At 61.1% G+C, this 19,600-nt stretch carries 14 protein-coding genes and 1 tRNA gene; all 15 read left to right on the forward strand.

Going from position 1 to position 19,600, the window contains the following annotated elements:
• The first annotated feature begins 60 nt into the window (after positions 1 to 60).
• The 15 genes from PXH66_RS04500 to trpA all read left to right on the forward strand — a co-directional run bounded on the left by PXH66_RS04500 (position 61) and on the right by trpA (position 19,551).
• The gene (locus PXH66_RS04500; RefSeq protein ID WP_330932373.1) at positions 61 to 1,320 is read left to right on the forward strand and encodes a 3-deoxy-D-manno-octulosonic acid transferase; all 1,260 of its coding nucleotides are present in this window, start codon (positions 61 to 63) and stop codon (positions 1,318 to 1,320) included.
• Positions 1,321 to 1,399: 79 nt separating this feature from the next.
• Positions 1,400 to 4,075: a DEAD/DEAH box helicase gene (locus PXH66_RS04505; protein WP_330931299.1), complete on the forward strand. Its 2,676-nt coding sequence runs from the start codon at positions 1,400 to 1,402 to the stop codon at positions 4,073 to 4,075.
• A gap of 133 nt (positions 4,076 to 4,208) precedes the next feature.
• Positions 4,209 to 7,106, forward strand: a complete 2,898-nt coding sequence (locus PXH66_RS04510) for a TonB-dependent receptor (RefSeq protein ID WP_330931300.1) — start codon at positions 4,209 to 4,211, stop codon at positions 7,104 to 7,106.
• A 79-nt stretch (positions 7,107 to 7,185) separates the two neighbouring features.
• On the forward strand, positions 7,186 to 8,967 hold the full coding sequence (locus PXH66_RS04515) for a hypothetical protein (protein WP_330932240.1): 1,782 nt from the start codon (positions 7,186 to 7,188) through the stop codon (positions 8,965 to 8,967).
• A 178-nt stretch (positions 8,968 to 9,145) separates the two neighbouring features.
• Positions 9,146 to 9,970, forward strand: a complete 825-nt coding sequence (locus PXH66_RS04520; protein ID WP_330931302.1) for a phosphate ABC transporter substrate-binding protein — start codon at positions 9,146 to 9,148, stop codon at positions 9,968 to 9,970.
• A 260-nt stretch (positions 9,971 to 10,230) separates the two neighbouring features.
• Complete coding sequence (locus PXH66_RS04525) at positions 10,231 to 11,481, forward strand: porin (RefSeq protein ID WP_330931303.1); 1,251 nt, start codon at positions 10,231 to 10,233, stop codon at positions 11,479 to 11,481.
• 44 nt (positions 11,482 to 11,525) lie between these two features.
• A complete protein-coding gene (locus tag PXH66_RS04530) occupies positions 11,526 to 12,335 on the forward strand; it encodes a phosphate ABC transporter substrate-binding protein (RefSeq protein ID WP_330931304.1) in 810 nt (269 codons plus the stop codon).
• Positions 12,336 to 12,440: 105 nt separating this feature from the next.
• The gene (gene pstC / locus PXH66_RS04535) at positions 12,441 to 14,036 is read left to right on the forward strand and encodes a phosphate ABC transporter permease subunit PstC (protein WP_330931305.1); all 1,596 of its coding nucleotides are present in this window, start codon (positions 12,441 to 12,443) and stop codon (positions 14,034 to 14,036) included.
• A 6-nt stretch (positions 14,037 to 14,042) separates the two neighbouring features.
• Positions 14,043 to 15,110 (forward strand): phosphate ABC transporter permease PstA, encoded by a 1,068-nt coding sequence (pstA, locus tag PXH66_RS04540; protein WP_330931306.1) that lies wholly within the window; start codon positions 14,043 to 14,045, stop codon positions 15,108 to 15,110.
• A gap of 35 nt (positions 15,111 to 15,145) precedes the next feature.
• On the forward strand, positions 15,146 to 15,982 hold the full coding sequence (gene pstB, locus PXH66_RS04545; RefSeq protein ID WP_425609088.1) for a phosphate ABC transporter ATP-binding protein PstB: 837 nt from the start codon (positions 15,146 to 15,148) through the stop codon (positions 15,980 to 15,982).
• Between the two features lie 29 nt (positions 15,983 to 16,011).
• Positions 16,012 to 16,689: a phosphate signaling complex protein PhoU gene (phoU, locus tag PXH66_RS04550; protein ID WP_330931308.1), complete on the forward strand. Its 678-nt coding sequence runs from the start codon at positions 16,012 to 16,014 to the stop codon at positions 16,687 to 16,689.
• 164 nt (positions 16,690 to 16,853) lie between these two features.
• Positions 16,854 to 17,147: a GIY-YIG nuclease family protein gene (locus PXH66_RS04555; protein WP_330931309.1), complete on the forward strand. Its 294-nt coding sequence runs from the start codon at positions 16,854 to 16,856 to the stop codon at positions 17,145 to 17,147.
• A 64-nt stretch (positions 17,148 to 17,211) separates the two neighbouring features.
• Positions 17,212 to 17,288: transfer RNA gene (locus PXH66_RS04560), tRNA-His, on the forward strand.
• 666 nt (positions 17,289 to 17,954) lie between these two features.
• Entirely contained in the window at positions 17,955 to 18,680 is a 726-nt protein-coding gene (locus tag PXH66_RS04565; RefSeq protein ID WP_345784020.1) for an endonuclease/exonuclease/phosphatase family protein, read from the forward strand.
• Between the two features lie 61 nt (positions 18,681 to 18,741).
• A complete protein-coding gene (trpA, locus tag PXH66_RS04570; protein ID WP_330931310.1) occupies positions 18,742 to 19,551 on the forward strand; it encodes a tryptophan synthase subunit alpha in 810 nt (269 codons plus the stop codon).
• The last annotated feature ends 49 nt before the right edge of the window (positions 19,552 to 19,600 follow it).

Genomic DNA, 19,600 nt, shown 5'->3' on the forward strand with positions numbered 1-19,600 from the left:
GATTCCTCAACCGGTCTGCCGATGGCGCTTTGGATCTACCGACTAGTCTTTTTGCCCGTGATGCTCGTCCTGGCGCCCTACTACCTATGGCGCATGCGGCGGCGTGGTGGTTACAGCGACGGTTTTGGTCAACGGTTTGGCGCGGTGCCGTCGAGCTTGCCGCCCAAGTCAGCCGGGCGGCAGCGGATCTGGTTGCAGGCGGTCAGTGTGGGCGAATTGCTGGCCATCGGTCCGTTGTTGGACGCGCTCCATGCGCAGGCGGACCGAGAGATCTATCTGACCACCACGACCAGCACCGGTTACCGCCTGGCGAAGGAGCGCTACGGCGCGAAGGTGGCGGGCGTCGCATATTTTCCCATGGATTTTTGGTGCTTCTCCGCCCGGGCTTGGCGCCACGTGCAGCCGGATCTGGCGGTGCTGACGGAAGGTGAGCGGTGGCCGGAACATATTCACCAAGCGGCGCGCCGGGGCGTGCCGATCGTGGCGATCAATGCGCGACTGAGTGATCGGAGTTTTGCGCGCATGCAATGGGTGCGGGGATTGGTTCCCGGACTGATGGGGGGCATCACCCGGCTGCTGGCGGTGGCGGAGGAGGACGCGGAACGGTTTCGCCAGCTGGGCTTTGCGTCCGATCGGGTGACGGTCACGGGAAACCTCAAAGTCGACAACGCGATCGCCGAGATCGATGACGAGGCGAAACAGGCGCTGCGGCGGGAGCTCGGATTTGGTCCGAATGATCTCGTTTTGCTCGGTTCATCGCTCTGGCCCGGTGAGGAGGAGGCGGTCGTCGCGGCGTGGGAGCGGGCCCGACGGGATTCGCGCATCGATCGCACCTTGCGACTCTTGCTGGTCCCCCGCCACGCCGAACGCAGCGCAGCAGTGGAGGCGATTGTCGCGGCAACCGGGGCGAGTTATCATCTGCGATCGCGGGGCGCGGCGCGTGCGCCGATCGAGATTGCGGTGGGCGATACGACCGGTGAATTGCAGCGACTGACGCAACTGGCCGATCTCGTTTTTGTGGGGAAGAGTTTGCCGCCACACACCGAAGGCCAGACACCGGTGGAAGCCGCCGGGTTGGGCCGGGCCCTGATGTTTGGCCCGGGCATGGCGAGCTTTCGGCCGATCGCTCAGGATTTACGGCAACAGGGCGCCGCCGTTCGCGTCGAGAGTGCGGCCGAATTGAGCGATATGACCGTGGCGCTGCTCGCCGATGAAAGCCGCCGAAACGCGCTGGGCGCGGCGGGTCGCGCATGGCACCGATCGAATCGAGGGGCCCTGGCGCGCACGGTCGAAGTGATTTCGGTGTTGTTAGCTGATTAAACGCGAGCGACTTGCGCCAAATGGCGCTTTTGCGTTGCCCAGCCGAACGACCGTTTTACTTTCTTCCCTTTTTTACTGGATGCAATCGCACGGCCCCAAGCGCGTCTACACTCCGCAGTCACTGGAATTTTGGTTCGAGAAGCTCGCTGACGAGTGGGAACCCCATTTTTCCGATCAGCAACTCGAGGATGGTCACCGTCTTTATCGAGAGGGTGATGTGCGTGAATTGGAACTCACCGACCATGATGCCATCGTGCATCGCCGGGTGGAAAAGAAGGACGAATATGCCGTCATCGAATGGAAAGACGGCAAGTTGGCGGTGCGCTCCTCATCGACTGACCTCGATATTGCCCGGGCCTTGGCGGTCGCGGGCATGCATGAGATCGAAGAACTCGTGGCGGACGAAATATCGCCGTTGCCGGGAGATGATCGCAAACCGCGTGCCGATGGGGATGGCGCAGGCGACAGCCACGGTTTTGGCAACGGTGACCGCAATGGTCACACCAATGGCAACGGCGTGGCCGCCGGGGAAAGCAATGGATCGCGATCCGGTCTGACAGCGGGATCAACCAGTTCGTCGCGCCGGTCGTCCAAAGTGATGGCCGCGCGCCAGGCATCGCGCTCGTTGGTGCTGGTGTTTCGGACCAAGGTGGGGGGACTCAGCTTCCGCGCCTTTTGGCAGTCGGCGGACAAGGAACGTCAGCCGGCACTCGGGGCCGTGGCCCATGCCGACGGCAACGGTCACGTCACGTCGGGCGAACGCGCCAAATTGATCGGCCTGGCCGCCTACGCGCGCAAGGCACACTTTCAATACTCCAACGACACGGGCGTCTATCTGATGGCCAACGTCGGCGAGATTCCGAATTTTCTGCAACGCACGCTTTCCGCCTGGCGACGCTTGTTCACCATCGAGTTGGACAACAACGCCGCCAACCTCATCAAAGGCACGCGCACGATCAAGGTCGAGGCAGTGGCCGATCGTCGACTCGTCGAGGGGGAGGGCGACGGGAGTGGTCACGCGGCGCTCGATCTGCGGTGGATTTTCAAGGCCGGCGAGCAACTCCTCACCGATGCGGAAGTGCGCTCACTGCTCAAACGCAACACCTCGCCGACCATCATCCCGAGTGTGGGTATCGTCGAATTGCCCGCCGAGCAACTCCAGGCGATTGAGTCCTGGCGCAAGAACGTGGCCGACACCCACATGGAGTCGGAGTTGTCGCCGTATCTGGTGTTTTCGCTCTTCAACGACTCGCGTTTCAAGCTGACCGTCTCGCCTGCTCTCGCGCAATGGCGGGACAGCGTGATGCGACCGGCACCGGTGGAGGCGGCGTTGCCGGAGCTCCTGCGGCCGTATCAGCGGCGCGGCGTCGAGTGGCTGCACCATTTGGCCGACGTCGGATGTCACGGCTTGCTGGCCGATGAAATGGGCTTGGGCAAGACGCTGCAGGTGATCTCGCTGCTCGCGGCGCGACCGCTCGTGGGGAAACCGCATCTGGTGGTGTGTCCCGCGTCGGTGGTGCCGGTGTGGCGCGAGGAGATCGAGCGCTTCTTCCCCGAGATGCGGATTGATGTGCTCAAGACGGCCAACGACTTCACGACGAACCGGGAGCCGGTGATCTGGCTCGCGAGCTACACGCAACTGCGCAAACACCGCGAGTTGCTGCCCCAGGCTGAATTTGGCTACGCCATTTTGGACGAAGGCCAGTTCATCAAGAACCCCGACGCCAAGGTCACCCAGACAACGTTTGCAGTGCGGGCAATGCATCGAGTGGTGTTGACCGGCACGCCGTTGGAGAATCGGCAATTGGATCTGTGGTCGATTTTCCGTTTCCTGCTGCCGGGCCTGCTTGGTTCGCGGTCCAGTTTCGAGTCCCAGCTCAACAGCAACCGTGACGGCACGATGGAGCGTCTGCGGGCCCAGCTCGCGCCTTTCATCCTGCGACGCACCAAGAGCGAGGTCGCGACGGAGCTGCCGCAGAAAGTCGAGATGGACCTGCTGTGCCCGATGTCGGATGTGCAACGGGCGGAATACGCCCGTATTTGCTCCGAAGGCCTGCAGCGGCTCGGCGACGATGTCGGTGCGGCCATGCGGGAGAAGTCGTTCGGCTTTCTCGCCTTGCTCACGCGGTTGCGGCAGGTGTGCTGCGATCCCGACATGTTGCCCTGGCGCAAGTCGCCGCTGGAGGATTCCGGCAAGATCGGACTGCTCATCGAGAAGCTCGGCGAAGTCATCGAGAGCGGTCACAAGGTGGTCATTTTCTCCCAGTTCGTGATGTTGCTCGACCGGGTCAAGGAGGCGCTGACGGTGAACTATCCGCATCTCGCCCAGTTCGAGCTCACCGGCATGACGCTGGACCGGCAGAAGCCGGTGCAGGATTTCCAGAACGGCGAAGGCGCGGCGGCCATGCTCGTCTCGCTGAAAGCAGCGGGCACCGGCATCACGCTGCACGCGGCGGATTACGTGTTCCTGCTCGATCCCTGGTGGAATCCGGCGGTGGAGGCGCAGGCGGTCGATCGCGTCCATCGTATTGGTCAGACGAATACGGTTTTCGTCTACCGCATGGTGACGGCCGGCACGATCGAGGAGCGCATTCAGGACCTGAAGGAATCGAAGAAGGATCTGTTCGATCGCATCGTCGGCGGACTGGGCGGCGACTTCGACCTGAGCCAGCATTTCACGTCGTTGCAGGAGTTGGTCACGCTGACGCAGGAGGCCACCGAAGGTGACGCCGAGAACGCGGAAAACGGCAACTGAACTGCGGTAGCCCCGAGGGAGCTGTGACGTTGTTGTAACCTACGTTACGCCGTTATGGCGGACAGGTAACATGTTCGCGTCACCGTGACATTCGGTTTGAAGCGAGGCCTCGCGTCGTGACCTCGTCGGCGGCATGATTAGCTTTTCGCGCCGCTCCGGTGCCCGGCTCCAACCTTCCATTTTAGTAGGACTCATTCTGGTCCTCGTGCTCAGTCCGATCGCTCGTGCTCAAGGCACCGCGACCGGCACGGTGGTGGGGCGCGTGATCGATGAAGGATCGGGCTTCGGTGTCTCCTGGGCGACCGTGACCGTCGTGCAGACGGGGCAGTCTGCGAGCTCCGATCTCAGTGGCGGTTATGCGATCAGTGGCGTGGACGCCGGCGTGGTGACGCTGCTGGTGGAAAAAGAAGGTTTTCAAACCGCCAACATCACCGATGTGAACGTGCTGGCGGGTGAAACCCTGCGGATGGACATCCCGCTCGGTGCGGTCGGGGGCAACGTGGTCGTCATGGACGCGTTCACCATCTCGGCCGACGTGGTGCAGTCGTCGGACATCGGTCTGCTGGCGGCCCGCCAAAAAGCGAATTCGATCAGCGACGCGATCGGCAGTGACCAATTTTCCCGCTTGGGGGCCGGCAATGCCGCCGAGGCGTTGGGCAAAGTCACGGGCGCCAGTGTCGTCGACGGCAAATACGTGCTCATCCGCGGCTTGGGCGACCGCTATTCCAACACGTTGATGAACGGCGTGTCCGTGCCCAGTGCCGACCCCGACAAGCGGGCCGTGCAAATGGACCAGTTTCCGACGGAAATGATCGAGAGCGTGGTGACCACGAAATCGTTCACCCCGGATCAACCGGGAGCGTTTTCCGGCGGCAGCGTTAATCTTAAAACCAAATCGTTTCCGGAAAACTTCTTTGTATCCGTGTCGGGCTCGGTGGGGGCGAACAGCAACACGCGGGGCGATCAAATGCTGTCGTCACCCGGCAACACCGGACCGGCGCCGGACGTGCCGCAGGAAATCCCCAATCGGGACTTGGCGGAAATCGAGGCGGAGTTTTTCGGCAACTTCGATCCCGCCCACGAAGTCGACGCGGCCACCCGCGCCTTCGGACCGGCCGGACTTTATCCGACGGTTCGCAATGGCGGGGTCGACCTCGGTTACAGCTTCGCGATCGGGCAACGGATCGAATACAGCGACGAAGGCCTGATCGGCATCACCGGCAGCTTCAACCAAAGCCGTTCCTACAGCCATTACGACGGCGGTGAAATCGGTCGTTACACCGGGACGGCGGCGAATGCCAACGCGAGTCTGCTGTTCAGTGATAACCCTGACACCCTATCGTTTGATCCCGCCGATGCGCCCAGCGGCACGCCGCAGTTTGGACTCTCGTCGAGCACCTTGACCGAGTCCACGGGCGGACTGGTGAAACTGGCAATTCGCCCTTCGATCGATCACGAGGTGAGCCTGGATCTGATCTACAACGAAACGGTGGATGACGGGGTCCGACGCGGTGTGGGTGAAGAGGTGCGCAACTACGGCGGTGCCATTTACGAGGTTTACGAATTACTCCGCACCGAGCGCTCCGTAAGTTCGGCACAATTGGCGGGCAAGAGCCTGTTCATGGGACTCAACGAGACGGAAATCGAGTGGCGGCTTTCGTCCTCCCGGAGCGGGCAGGATCAGCCGGATTACCGCACCATGGCGACGATCTATGATTTGAACGGAGATCCGGTGAATGCCACGGGCGTGCAGCCCAATCGTTACTTCCGCGAGTTGGACGAAGAAGCCACCGAAGGGGGCATCGACATTACGATACCGTTTGCCGCCAATGACCGCAGCCACCGCTTCAAGTTCGGAGGCATGGCTTCGGCCAACGAGCGCACCTACGACGAGCAACGTTTCCGCTATGCCGTCGTGCCCCGCAACCGCACGCAACTCACGGCCTTTCCCGGACCGGTGGGTATCCTCGCCGAGGACGCCAATGGCGTGACTTTCGGCAATACCATTTCGCGTCAACAGGAGCCCAATAAATACGACGCGACGCAGGATGTTTCCGCCGCGTATGCGATGGTCGATTTCCAGATCACCGACGATATTCGGGCGATCATCGGCGGTCGCTACGAGAGCACCGAAATCGTCACTACGCCCGTCGCGATTCCCGGCCTGAATCCTAAAACCGGAGAGGTCGATGACAGTAATTTCCTGCCCGCCGCGAGTTTTGTTTACGCGCAGAACAAGAAGATGAATTGGCGGGCCGCCTATGGCCGCACGATAGCGCGTCCGACCTACAAGGAGTTGACGGACATTCGTTACGACGACGTCTTCACCGGCGATACTTACGTCGGCAACACCGACCTCGAACTCACCGTCATCGATAACTTTGATCTGCGGTGGGAGTGGTTCCCCCAGAAAGGCGAAACCGTCGCCGTCAGCGTGTTCTACAAGAGCATGAGCAATCCGATCGAGGTGTTGTATCAACCTGCGGTCGGTTCGATCCGTCCGCAGAATGTGGAGGAAGGCACAGTGTCGGGCATCGAACTCGAGTTCCGTCGCGACCTCGATTTCCTCAGCGAAGCGCTCAGCCGTTGGTCGATCGGAGGCAACCTGACCTTCATCGAGTCCGAGGTCACCATCCCCGACGACGAATTGGCCATCCTGCGCGCCGCCGATGCCAACGCGTCGAACAAGCGCGAGCTCCTCGGTCAGTCGCCCTACGTCTTCAACGCCGACGTCAACTACAGCCGGGAAGAGTGGGGCACCTCCGCCACCTTGTCCTACAACATCGTGGGTGAACGCCTCGACCTCGTCGTTTTCGGTTCGCTGCCCGACGTCTACGAACAACCGGCGCCTTCGCTCAACTTCGTGCTCAGCCAGAGCCTGGGCTACCGCTGGAAGATGAAGTTCAGCGCCAAGAATCTGCTCAATCCCGACCGGGAAAAGCTCATCGATCTCGCGAGCGGACCGCTCGTCTACAGCCGCTACCAAAGCGGTCGCAGCCTCAGCCTTTCGTTCAGCTACCTCTTCGAGTGAGCCGGACTCAATCTCCCCCTGTGTCAACTGACACGACTCAACAACAAAACACGTGATGAAACTGAAATCCCTCCTGGCCATGGCCCTTCTTGGCGCCACGGCTTCTCTCCAAGCGGCTGACGTTCCCGTCAGCGGATCCATTACGTCCAATACGACGTGGACGGCGGACAATACCTATATCATGAGCGGCTACGTCTTCGTGACGAACGGAGCCACCCTCACCATCGAACCCGGCACCGTCGTCAAGGGCCAGGTTTCCTCCGGCGCCGGCGCGGCCGCGCTGATCGTTACCCGTAGCTCCAAGATCATGGCTGAAGGCACCGCCGACCAGCCCATCATCTTCACCTCCGTGCTCGACAATCTCGACGGTTCGCTCGGCACCGAGCGCAAAGGTCTCTGGGGTGGCGTTATCCTGTTGGGTAACGCTCAAATCAATTCCCGGGCGGACGGAGAAGATCCGGGTTCCCCCAAGCAGGATCAAATCGAAGGTGTATCCGTCACCACCGAGCAGATTCCTCTCGTGACCTTCGGTGGTCTCGATGATGCCGACAATTCCGGGGTCATGAAATATGTCTCCATCCGCCACGGCGGTGCCAACCTCGGTGCGGGCAACGAAATCAACGGTCTGACCCTCGGAGGTGTCGGTTCCGGCACGGTTCTCTCCTACATCGAGGTTTACGCCAACTTCGACGACGGCTTCGAGTTCTTTGGTGGCACCGTCAGCCCCGACCACTTGGTGGCGGCCTTCTGCGGTGATGACTCCTTTGACTTCGACAGCGGCTTCCGCGGCACCCTGCAATGGCTGTTCACGCTGCAAGCGGTCGACGGTGAAGAGCCGGGTGACAAGGCGATCGAATGGGACGGCGACACGAATCCTCCCACCGGCACCCCGGTTTCGAGCGTTACCGTTTCCAACCTGACTGCCATTGGCCTCGGTTCGACCGGTGGCGCCAACGCCCCGATCAACCCGCGCGATAACGCCACGGTGAAACTCTACAACTCCGCGTTCATCAACTACGCCCGCGGCATTGAGATCGAGTCCGACATCGGCGACGTCGCCCCGGACATCCAAAGCAACGTTTGGTGGAGCCATGTGGCCGCGACCAACACCGCAGCGGGTTTCGGCACGTCCAACTCCTCGGGTGACCTGGATGCCACGTCCTACTTCACCAACGCCGCGCTCAACAACGTGATCGTTGCTCCCATGATGAACGGCATCTCCTACGCCAAGGACGCCGGCCTCGATCCTCGTCCGTCGAGCGCCGAATCGCCTCTGATGACCACCCCGGTCTTTGCCGCTGATGGCCTCACCGCCACCGACTACGTCGGCGCGTTTGGCACCGATCTCTGGATCAAGGGTTGGACCAACCTCGACATCGCCGGCTTCCTTCCTGCGGTTCTCGCCGCTCCGGATGACGCTGAAAACGCTGACTTCGTCGCTCCGATCGTCCGTGGTTCGACCTCCAAGCCTTCCAACGTCTCCACCCGCGGTTTCGTCGGCACCGGTCTCCAATCGCTCACCGGTGGTTTCGTCATCTCCGGCACCCAGTCCCAGTCCGTCGTCATCCGCGCAGTCGGCCCGACCCTCGGTTTGGCTCCGTTCAACCTGCCGGGCACGCTGGCCAATGTGCAGATCCGCTTGTTCTCCACGAGCGATCCGATCAACCCGATCGCAGTCAGCCGCGTCGTGACCACGCAGTCCATCACCCTCGGTGCCGAACTCGGCGCCTTCGCCCTGTCCGCCGGGGCCGAGGACGCGACGATCGTCGCGACACTCGCTCCGGGTGGCTACACCGCTGAGGTGACGGGCGTCGATGGCGCGACCGGTATCGCGATCATCGAGGTCTACGAGCTCGACTGAGTCCGACTTCGTTTAGTCCCATAACACTCCGAGGCGGGCCGTTCGCGGTCCGCCTCTTTTTGCGCCCCGGCATCCGGATTGCCGCGCAACAGTCGTCTTACGGCGTCACGTAAACGTAACCGCGCTGTTACCGAATACGCTGGAGCGGGGGAATCGGAACCCTTCACGCTGGGGGCCGATGAAAACTCCATTCCGATTCTTGCTGGGCTGCCTGGCCGCACTGCTGACCATGAGCGCGACGGCCTCCGCCCAAAAAATTGTGATCAAGGGTTCCGATACCCTCGGGGCCAAACTCGTCCCCATTCTGGCGGAAGAGTTCAAAGCCAAGCATCCGGGCGTCTCCTTTGAGATTGCCGCCGAGGGTTCCAGCACGGGCATTGCCGCCATCATCGACGGCACCGCCGATATCGGCATGTCGAGCCGCAACGCCAAGCCGACGGAGATGTCCGCCGCTTCTGCCAAGGGCGTCGACATGACGGAGCACATCGTCGCCTACGATGGCCTTGCCGTGATCGTGAATGCCGATAGCCCGCTGAGCAATCTGCGCAAGCGCCACGTCGAGCAGATCTTCACCGGAGCGGTCACCGATTGGGCCGCCGTCGGTGCGAACCCGGGCCCCATTTCGGTCTACACCCGCAACACCTCCTCGGGCACTTATTCCGATTTCAAAGCGCTGGCCATGCGCAAGCGCGACTACGCGCGGTCCTCGCAAAAGATGGCGGGCAATGAACAGATTGCATCCGAAGTCGCCGGTAACTCCAACGGCATCGGCTACGTGGGTCTCGCCTACGCCTCGGCTCCCGGGGTCAAAGTCGTGACCATCGACGGTCACCTGCCGGAAGCCGCCTCGGTCAATAGCGGAGACTATCCCTACGCGCGTCCGACCTTTTACTACACCAATGGCAAACCCACCGGGATCGTGGCCGAGTTCCTCGCCTTCACGGTGAGCCCCGAAGGGCAGAAGATTGCCGCTCAAGTCGGCTTCGTGCCCTTGGCCAACTAGGCCATTCGGCGTTCAACATCACACCGCTTTCCCGAGCCATCACTCCCCCGAGTGATGGCTTTTTGTTAAGACGCACGCAGCAATTCGGACGTTATGTTACGACCAGGTGGAAATGTTACAGAAGGTAGGCAAACAGGTGACAAAACGAGCGAAGTAGCCGCGACGTAACACGGCCGACACGTGATCGTAACAAAGTGCAGGCAAAGTGCCGACCTCCCGTGACCAGAGTCACCCGGTCCTCGGCTTCAAACCCTACATTCATGACGACAAACCTATTCCGACGTGTGGTGCTCCTCGGTGCACTCCTCAGTGGCCTCGCGACCGCTGCCATGGCTCAAGACAGCGGCGCGCTGCTCAATGTGCTCGTGCGCAAAGGCATCCTCACTGATCAAGAGGCCGAGGACATTCGGGCGGAACTCACCGCCGAGTCTCACGCCGCGTTGATGAGCTCCATCTCGGGAGGCAAGTCCACGCACTCCCTCGCGATCAGCGGTCGTCTGCAGGTGCAATACGCCGGGATCAACACGGATGCCGCCGGGGTCGACTCCACCAATGAGGTTTTTCTGCGCCGGGTTTATTTCGGGGCCAAAGCCGCGGTCGGTGCCGGTTGGACCGCCAACCTGGTCTACGATTTTGCGGGCGAAAATTTTGACAAGGCCTACATCGAGTATGCCGGTCTCATGGGAGACCAGGCGTTCGCGGTGGATCTCGGCGTGCGCAAGGTGAACTTTGGCATGGAGGAGTGGACCTCCAGCGGCAGTCTCGACTCGATCGAACGTTCCGGCACCACGCGCTACTTCGTCGAAGGCAACAATGGTCGCCGTCTCGGGGCGGGGTCCTACCGCGTCGGCGCGTTCTTCGAGGGCAATCCCAACGCCCGCAAGCAAAAGACCGAAGGCGTCTACTACGGTGCTGCCGTCACCAATCCCGAGCGTTCCAGCGGTCCCGGAGGCGCCAGCGATGGCTCCAACAATTCCCAAGCCTACTGGGCCGATATCGGTTACAGCGGCTTCTTCGGTCCCGAGAGCCAGAGCTCCTACCGCGTCGGCGCGGCGGTCAGTCTGCTTTCCGACCAAGGCGGGCGCAACCCCACCGACGGCAGCGACCTGACGGGCTTCAATCTCTACGGCAATCTGGAACACGGCGTCTTCAAACTGGCGGGAGAATACCTCTCCGCCACGGTGGACGACGGCATCGCCGCGGGCCGGGATGCCTCGCCGTGGGGCGTGTGGATCCAGCCATCGGTCATGGTCACCGACAAACTGGAGCTCGTGGGCCGTTACAGTTTCACCAATTCCGACAACCGCGGCATCAAGGTATCCGATGGGGTGCGTTCCGCGCCTGCATCGCTGACCGGTGACAACCTGACCGAGCTTTATCTCGGCCTGAACTACTACATTGTGGGCTCCGACCTGAAACTCCAACTCGGCTACGTGCACGGCACCGCCGAACGCGGTGACCTGGAGGAATCCGCCAATGGCGTGCGCTCGCAAATGCAGATCAATTTCTGAGCGCCCGCGACGTGAAGCCCAACCTCCTCAAGCCCTCTTCCCCTATGAAAAACATCGTTTCATTTTTCGCGCTCGCCGCCGTGCTGGTCGCACCCCTGGCGGCGCAGAAGCTCGTCATCAAAGGCTCCGATACCCTCGGGGCGAAACTCGTGCCCATGCTGGCCGAGAACTACCGCGCGATGAAGCCCAGCGTCTCCTTTGAGATCGCCGCGGAAGGCTCCTCCACCGGGATCGCCGCCGTGATCGACAGCACCGCGCAGATCGGCATGTCCTCCCGCCGCGCCAAGCCCACCGAGATGTCGGCGGGACTCGCCAAGGGCGTTTCGCTCAAACCCACCATCGTCGCTTACGACGGCATCGCGATTCTGGTCAACGCCGACAACCCCGTGACGAAGTTGTCCAAGCGGCAGGTGCAGCAGATCTTCACCGGTGACGTGACCGACTGGTCCGCCGTGGGCGGCCAACCCGGTCCGATCTCGATCTACACGCGCAACACCGCGTCCGGCACGTATTCAGATTTCAAGGACCTCGCCATGCGTCGGCGCGACTACGCCAGTTCCTCGCAGAAGATGGCGGGCAACGAGCAGATCGCCTCGGAAGTCGCCGGCAACATCAACGGCATCGGTTACGTGGGGCTGGCCTACGCCGAAACGCCCGGCACGGCGGTGGTTTCCATCGACGGGGTCGTTCCTTCCAAAGCCGCCGTGCAGGATAAAAGCTATCCGTATGCCCGGCCGACCTTTTACTATACCAACGGTTATCCGGAAGGGGAGGCGGCCAACTTCGTCGACTATACGCTGAGCGACGAAGGCCAAAAGGTCGTCGAACAGATCGGGTTTGTGCCCGTGCGCTAGTCTCCTCTCCGCGCCATCCAATTGTAACAGGGGGCCCGTTGACGGTTGTTCAGCGGGTCCCTCTGCTCTGGTTTCTGACCGTTTCAGCCGACTCGACACCGCCGCATGGAAAGCTCTTCCCGTCCTCCTTTTGCCATCACCAAGACCAAGACCCGGTTTCTCGGGTTGACGCTCGATGAGTGCGTGCAGGCGTTTTTCGGCGGCAACGCGTTGGTGGCGGTCATCGTGCTCGGACTGATCACGATTTTTCTCTTCCGCGAAGGTTCGGGATTCTTCACGCAGAACCGCGCCAATCTGGAGCTCTACCGCACGGCGGGTTTGGAATACGTGGACCACCTCCGCCAGCAGGAGGAGGATCACACCGCGCTCACCCGTTATCTTTTCGATCTGCGGGTGCGGGCGTTTCAGCACTACACCGACGAAGAGGGCGTGGATCTGGCCGAGGCCAACCAGCGCCTCATGGCGTTTGATGACTACTCCTACGATTTCGGCGACACCGTGGAACCATTGCGCGGGGCGGTGCTCGATCTGAGCGATGTGGCCACGGCGATCAAAACCAAAGCGCTGATCAACGAGGACCGCATTGAAGAACGCCGCCAGTTGTTGGCGGAGGGCAAGGATGCCGAAGCGGCCGCCGTGCAAATCACGGACATCGATTTCGACGCGGAGCTGCAGCCGTTGCTGGCGTTTCGCCCGCATTACGGGGAGATCAACGCGGCATTTTCCGCCAGTTTGGACGAGGTGCTGGAGCAGCAACCGCCCGCGTTGCCCACGCCGGTCCTGCAAAAGCGTTTCGCGAGATTTCGCGAACTGGTGCGCGAATACCAAGCGACCTTTCCCGCGATCGAGACCGCACTGGATGCATGGGACCACACCAAGCCGGTTTCCTTTGCGAAGGCGTTTTCCAGTTTCGTGACCGGCAGTCGCTGGCTCACGGCCAGTTTCTGGCAGGACTGGTATGGCGTGGTGCCGCTGTTTGTGGGCTCGCTGATGGTTTCGATCGTGGCGCTCGTGATTGCCGTGCCGCTGGGGGTGGGCGCGGCCATCTATGTCAACCAGTTGGCCAGTCCGCGGGAACAGCGCTTCATCAAACCCTGCATCGAGTTCATCTCCGCGATTCCTTCGGTGGTGCTCGGATTTTTCGGTATCGCGGTGCTGGGGCAGGCCATTCGGCTCCTGTCGGAATGGCAGGCCCTGAGCTGGGTGCCGGGCTTTCCGGTGGCCGAGCGATTGAACGCGCTCACGGCGGGCGTGTTGCTGGCGCTCATTGCCGTGCCCACGATATTCACGCTGGCGGAAGACGCGCTGCAAAACGTGCCGCGCGCCTTCAAGGAAGCGTCGTTTGCGTTGGGCGCGACGCGGTTGCAAACGATCTTGCGCATCATCATGCCGGCGGCGTTGTCGGGCATCGTCTCCGCCATGCTGTTGGGGTTTGGACGCGTGATCGGCGAGACCATGGTGGTGTTGCTGTGCGCCGGAAACCGTATCGCCATCCCAGATTTTACCACGGGCTTTGCGGCGTTCACCCAGCCGGTGCACACGATGACCGGTATCATCGCGCAGGAAATGGGTGAAGTGGTGCAGGGCGGCATCCACTACCGGGCATTGTTCGTGGTCGGCATGCTGCTGTTTTTCATCGCCCTTCTCATCAACTTCCTCGCCCAGAAAATCGTGCATCGGTATCGCATTTCCATCGGCTAAGACGTCATGAGCGAACCTTCCAAACATCTCTTCGCCCATCGTCCGAGTCCGCGCCACCGGGCGGAGCAGGGCATCGCGCTGGTTTTCCGGCTCGCCACTTACATCATCCTCGCCGCCGGTCTGGCGGTGTTTGGCGATATTGTGATCAAGGGCTCCCGGACCGTCTTTCAGTCGTCCTTTCCCTTCGTCAATGTCGCCTTTCTGACCGAGGCGCCGCAGACGCTCTACGTCTTCGATTACGAAGGCGAAAAAATGGAACTGTCCGACAGCGAATATCGCGAGTTTCGGACTGATTTGGAGGCGCAGGCCGCCGCCACCGGAGAGGCGGCACCGGATCTCAAACCCAAGACCTACGTGTATTCGGCGGGCGGTATTTTCCCCAATATCGTGGGCACGATTCTGCTGGTCGTCGGCTCGATGACCATTGCCTTGGTGCTCGGGGTCGCCAGCGCCGTTTATCTCAACGAATACGCCAAGCAGGGGGTGATGGTGCGTTTCATTCGCCTGGCGATTTTGAATCTGGCGGGCGTGCCTTCGATCGTGTTCGGCCTGTTCGGCTTCGGCATGTTCGTGATCTTTTTCGGTTGGAACGTTTCGTTGATGGCAGGGTGGTTCACGCTCGCCTTCATGGTGCTGCCGGTGGTGATCACCGCCTCGGAGGAATCGCTCAAAGCCGTGCCGATGGGCTTCCGCGAAGGCTCGCTCGCGCTGGGCGCGACCAAGTGGCAGACGATCCGCAAGGCCGTGTTGCCCTACGCGACGCCCGGCATTCTCACATCGTCGATTTTGGGTATCGCCCGAGTGGCGGGTGAAACCGCCCCAATCATGTTCACCGCCGCCTACGTTGTCCGCGACAAGCTGCCCTGGCAGGTGGAGAAGGCGATGGACTTCTTCTTCCAGGGTGTGATGGCCCTGCCGTATCACATCTACGTGGTGAGTTCGAAGATCCCCCAAAACGAGTATTCCGAGCGCGTCCAATACGGCACCGCTTTTGTCTTCCTGGGCATTGTTGCCCTCATCGCCACCTCTTCGATTATCCTTCGCAACCGCTTGCGCGCCCGCTACCGCTGGTAGGGGATCTGCTTCCCGTCATGCCTGCCACGATCACCATGGATCAAATCAAATCCAGTCCGCCCACCGCCAATCGTGCGACTCTCGCCACGCCTCCGCAAAAATCGGCTCCGGCCGGTCGCACGCTGATCGATATCGAGAAGCTTAATTTTTTCTACGGCGAGTCGCAGGCCCTGCATGACATCAATCTGGCGATTCCGGAAAAGAAGGTGACCGCGTTTATCGGTCCGTCGGGTTGCGGCAAGTCCACGCTCCTGCGCTGTCTCAATCGCATGAACGACCTGATCGATGTGGCCCGGGTGGCCAGCGGCTCGATCAAGATCCACGACATCGATATCTATGCTCCCGACGTCGATGTCATCGAACTGCGTAAACGCGTTGGCATGGTCTTCCAGAAATCCAACCCGTTTCCCAAGTCGATCTACGAGAACATCACCTACGGTCTGCGCTTGCAGGGCGTGGCGGACAAATCCCGGTTGGACGAAGTGGTGGAGCGTTCGCTGCGCGGCGCCGCCCTGTGGGACGAAGTCAAAGACCGTCTGCACACCAGCGGGCTCGGACTATCAGGCGGTCAGCAACAACGTCTGTGCATCGCTCGGGCGATTGCGGTCGAGCCCGAAATCATTCTGATGGACGAACCCTGTTCGGCCCTCGATCCGATCGCGACGGCCAAGGTGGAGGAACTCATTCACGAACTGAAGGAGAAGTTCACCATCGTGATCGTGACGCACAACATGCAGCAGGCCGCCCGCTGCTCCGACCGCACCGCCTTTTTCTACCTCGGCAAACTCATCGAATACGCCGAAACCCAGACGATCTTCATGAATCCGGGTAATCCCCAGACCGAGGCCTACGTTTCGGGTCGCTTTGGCTGATCGCCGGTCTTGCTTGCTCTCTCGTCCCTATGAAACGCTTTTTCGACAACGAACTCGAATCCTTCCGCTCGCAACTGGTCCTGATGGGCGAGATCGCGGTGCGCCAAGTGCGCCAAGCCACGGAAGCGTTGGTCAATTCCGATCTCTCCCTGGCTGATCAAGTGGCCGCCGCGGACGATGAACTGGATCAACTCGAGGTCAAAATCGACGACGAAGCCATTCGCTACATGAGCCTGCGCTCGCCGGTCGCGACCGAGCTGCGCCTCGTCATCGTCGGGATGAAAGCCAGCCACGATTTGGAACGGGTGGGGGACGAAGCGACCAACATCGTGCGCCGCGTGGCCCGTTTGGCGTCGGAACCGCCGCTGAAGCCTTACATCGACATCCCTCGCATGTCGAAAATAGCCATCGAGATGCTGCGCGATGCCCTGGATTGCTTTCTGCAAGAAGACATCGAGAAAGCGCTGGCGGTGTGCAAACGCGACGCCGAAGTCGATGACATCAACCGCCAGCTCTACCGGGAATTGACCAGTTACATGATCGAGAATCCCTCCACGACGAGCCGCGCCTTGGAGCTCATGTTCATTTCCAAGGCGATCGAACGCATCGCCGATCACGCCTCCAACATTGCCGAAGAGATGGTGTATCTGGCGCGGGGACGAGATATTCGACACACCGAACAGACCAAAAACCCCAACGCGGGTTAAAAAATTCTCGGGGATCGCGCCGGGGAGAGAAATTCGGCATTGACCGCGCCCCAACCCGCGTGGATTTTTCCCGACCCTTTGTGGCGGCCATAGCTCAGTTGGTTAGAGCATTCTGCTGGCCAGCAGAATGATTCTAGGAGCCCTGGGGGAACGTTCACGAGCGTATGTATTTCGTCTACATTCTGGTCTGCCTGAAAAGTGGTCGATCTTATGTTGGCCAAACCGCCAACTTGATTCACCGCTTTCATCGGCATCAGGCGGGTTTAACCCGCACGACCCGCGAAAAGCTGACGAATCCTGTGATGCTGCATTGGGAACCCTGCGCCACTCGTCACGAAGCCCTACAACGCGAACGTTACTACAAATCGGGTTCCGGGCATCGCAGGAAACATGAGCTGATCGCCCGCGTTTTACCGGAACTTTGGCCATTGGTAAACGGCGTGCGGTCAGCAGAGTGATTCGACGCGACAAGTCCTTGACAGCCCGGATTTCACTCACGAAGTTTTCCGGCTCTTCATTGTGGCGGCCATAGCTCAGTTGGTTAGAGCACTAGATTGTGATTCTAGGGGTCGCGGGTTCGAATCCCGTTGGCCGCCCCATCCCTTCCGAAAGCGAGGGGAAGTTTCAGATAGCGAAACATAAGGGCAGGAGGACTCGCGAGGGATGAGAGCCCGCAGGGTTCGACGAAGCGAAGCGGAGAAGGGGCAACCGCAGGTTGATCCCTCGAAGCGGGACAAGCGCAGCGCAGCCAATCCCGTTGGCCGCCCCATCCCTTCCGAAAGCGAGGGAAAGTTTCAGATCGAGAAACATGAAGGCAGGAGGACTCGCGAGGGACGAGAGCCCGCCGGGTTCGACGAAGCGAAGCGGAGAAGGGGCAACCGCAGGTTGATCCCGCGTCAGCGGGACAAGCGCAGCGCAGCCAATCCCGTTGGCCGCCCCATCCTTTCCGTAAGCGGAAAAAGATAACCCGTTAGGAATCGTGACCGCAGCAGAACCCGTGAGGGGTGAGGACCCGCCGGGTTCGATGAAGCGAAGCGGAGAACGGGCAACCGCAGGTTGATCTCGCGTCAGCGGGACAAGCGCAGCGTAGCCAATCCCGTTGGCCGCCCCATCCTTTCCGAAAGCGGAATCCGGATTCCGCTCCGTTTGTCACCTAATAGGTGACAAACGATTCTGCTTTGAGGTGGCGCCGGGGATGTTGTTGAGTGATGGCGTTAATGCGGCGCGTGCGGATTCTTACTTTTAATATCGCTCATGGGCGGGGCTTGAATCCGATTCAGGGCACCTCGTCGGCGGTGCGGCTGCGGCGCAATTTGCGTCGGATCGGTGATCTGATTATAAAACTCGATGTGGACGTGGTCGCCTTGCAGGAGATCGATCAACATTCGCGGTGGGCGGGCAACTTCGACCAACTCGACTACTTGAGTCAGCACACCGGCCTGCCGTATTCAGTCTTCGGGGTGCACAACCGGCGCGAAGGTTTGATCAATCTCGCCTACGGCAACGCGATTTTGTCGCGGTATCCGATCCTCGCGTCCGAGGTGGTGAGTTTCGGGCAAAGCAAAGTGGGGGAGAAGGGCTTTATTTTTGCCGAAATCGAACTGCACGGCATGCGGTTGCCGGTCGTGAATCTTCATCTGCACTATCGATCCAAAGCGCACCGCTTTCGGCAATTGGATCGGCTGTTGGAGTTTTTGCAGGAGAAGCGAGCGGCTCATGGCGGGGAGTGGCCGGTGCTCCCGATCGTTTGCGGGGATTTCAATACGCCCGGCCGCGATGGCGATGTCACCGCGGCGCTGGATTCGCACCTGCAGGAATTGGGCAACTACACGCGGCATCCGCGCCGGGGGCGCACGTTTCCGTCGCCGTTGCCGGCCCGGTTGCTCGATTTTGTTTTCGTGCCGCCCCGCGCCCGGGATCCACATTGTCACGTGGTGCGGTCGATGTTGTCGGATCATCGTCCCGTGTTGGTGGAGTTTGAGGTCAATTGATTGCGATGGGCGGCAAATAGGCTTTGCGCCGTGGTCGGGAATTTGGCGCGATGGTCGGTCCATGGACCGTATTGCCCACGCTTTTTCCCGCGCCCAGGCAGCGAATCGCGCTGCCTTTGTCGCCTACCTCTGTGCCGGTGATCCCGACTTCGACACCTCGCTGGCCGCGTGTCGCGCCCTGTTGCGCAATGGAGTCGATGTATTGGAATTGGGCGTGCCGTTTTCCGATCCGTTGGCCGATGGTCTGACCAATCAACTGGCCGCGCAGCGGGCGTTGGAAGGCGGGATGTCGGCCGAGCGCGTGTTCGCGTTGGTGGAGGCCCTGCGCGCCGAGTTTCCCGAGACGCCGATCGTGTTTTACACCTACTACAACCTGGTCTTTTCGAACGGCGTGGATGCCTACGTCGCCCGGGCCAAGGCGGCGGGCCTCGATGGTTTGCTCACACTCGACCTGCCGCCCGAAGAAGCCGGTGAACTGCGCGAGGCCTGTGATCGCCACGGCATGAAGACGGTGTTCATCGTCGCGCCGACCACCCCGGAGAGTCGTTTACAAACGATCGCGGAGGCCGCGACGGGATTCATTTACTACGTGTCCCGTGAAGGGGTGACCGGCGAGCGCTCCTCGGTGGCGGCGAACATCCCGGAAGCGTTGGCCGCGATCAAACGTCACACCGCGTTACCGGTCGTGGTGGGCTTTGGTATCTCCAAGCGCGAACACGTCCACGAAGTGGCGGCGCATGCCGATGGCGTGGTGGTCGGCAGCGCCCTGGTGAATGTGATTCGGGGTCATCTCGAGGAACGATCCCGCATCGGTGACGCGATGGGGGCGAAGGCCGTGGACTTGGTGGCGGGCACCGCTCGCGCCGATTAGGGATGGAGGGACCGGCCTCCCATTGTGAACTTGCGAGGGGACCGACCTT

The organism is Synoicihabitans lomoniglobus (assembly GCF_029023725.1).
In the GTDB taxonomy this organism is placed as follows: Bacteria; Verrucomicrobiota; Verrucomicrobiia; order Opitutales; family Opitutaceae; genus Actomonas; species Actomonas lomonigloba.

Coding starts and splice junctions, on each gene's coding strand:
- PXH66_RS04500 (WP_330932373.1), top strand. CDS start 61: ATGCTCGTCCTGGCGCCCTACTACCTATGGCGCATGCGGCGGCGTGGT.
- PXH66_RS04505 (WP_330931299.1), top strand. CDS start 1,400: ATGCAATCGCACGGCCCCAAGCGCGTCTACACTCCGCAGTCACTGGAA.
- PXH66_RS04510 (WP_330931300.1), top strand. CDS start 4,209: ATGATTAGCTTTTCGCGCCGCTCCGGTGCCCGGCTCCAACCTTCCATT.
- PXH66_RS04515 (WP_330932240.1), top strand. CDS start 7,186: ATGGCCCTTCTTGGCGCCACGGCTTCTCTCCAAGCGGCTGACGTTCCC.
- PXH66_RS04520 (WP_330931302.1), top strand. CDS start 9,146: ATGAAAACTCCATTCCGATTCTTGCTGGGCTGCCTGGCCGCACTGCTG.
- PXH66_RS04525 (WP_330931303.1), top strand. CDS start 10,231: ATGACGACAAACCTATTCCGACGTGTGGTGCTCCTCGGTGCACTCCTC.
- PXH66_RS04530 (WP_330931304.1), top strand. CDS start 11,526: ATGAAAAACATCGTTTCATTTTTCGCGCTCGCCGCCGTGCTGGTCGCA.
- pstC (WP_330931305.1), top strand. CDS start 12,441: ATGGAAAGCTCTTCCCGTCCTCCTTTTGCCATCACCAAGACCAAGACC.
- pstA (WP_330931306.1), top strand. CDS start 14,043: ATGAGCGAACCTTCCAAACATCTCTTCGCCCATCGTCCGAGTCCGCGC.
- pstB (WP_425609088.1), top strand. CDS start 15,146: ATGGATCAAATCAAATCCAGTCCGCCCACCGCCAATCGTGCGACTCTC.
- phoU (WP_330931308.1), top strand. CDS start 16,012: ATGAAACGCTTTTTCGACAACGAACTCGAATCCTTCCGCTCGCAACTG.
- PXH66_RS04555 (WP_330931309.1), top strand. CDS start 16,854: ATGTATTTCGTCTACATTCTGGTCTGCCTGAAAAGTGGTCGATCTTAT.
- trpA (WP_330931310.1), top strand. CDS start 18,742: ATGGACCGTATTGCCCACGCTTTTTCCCGCGCCCAGGCAGCGAATCGC.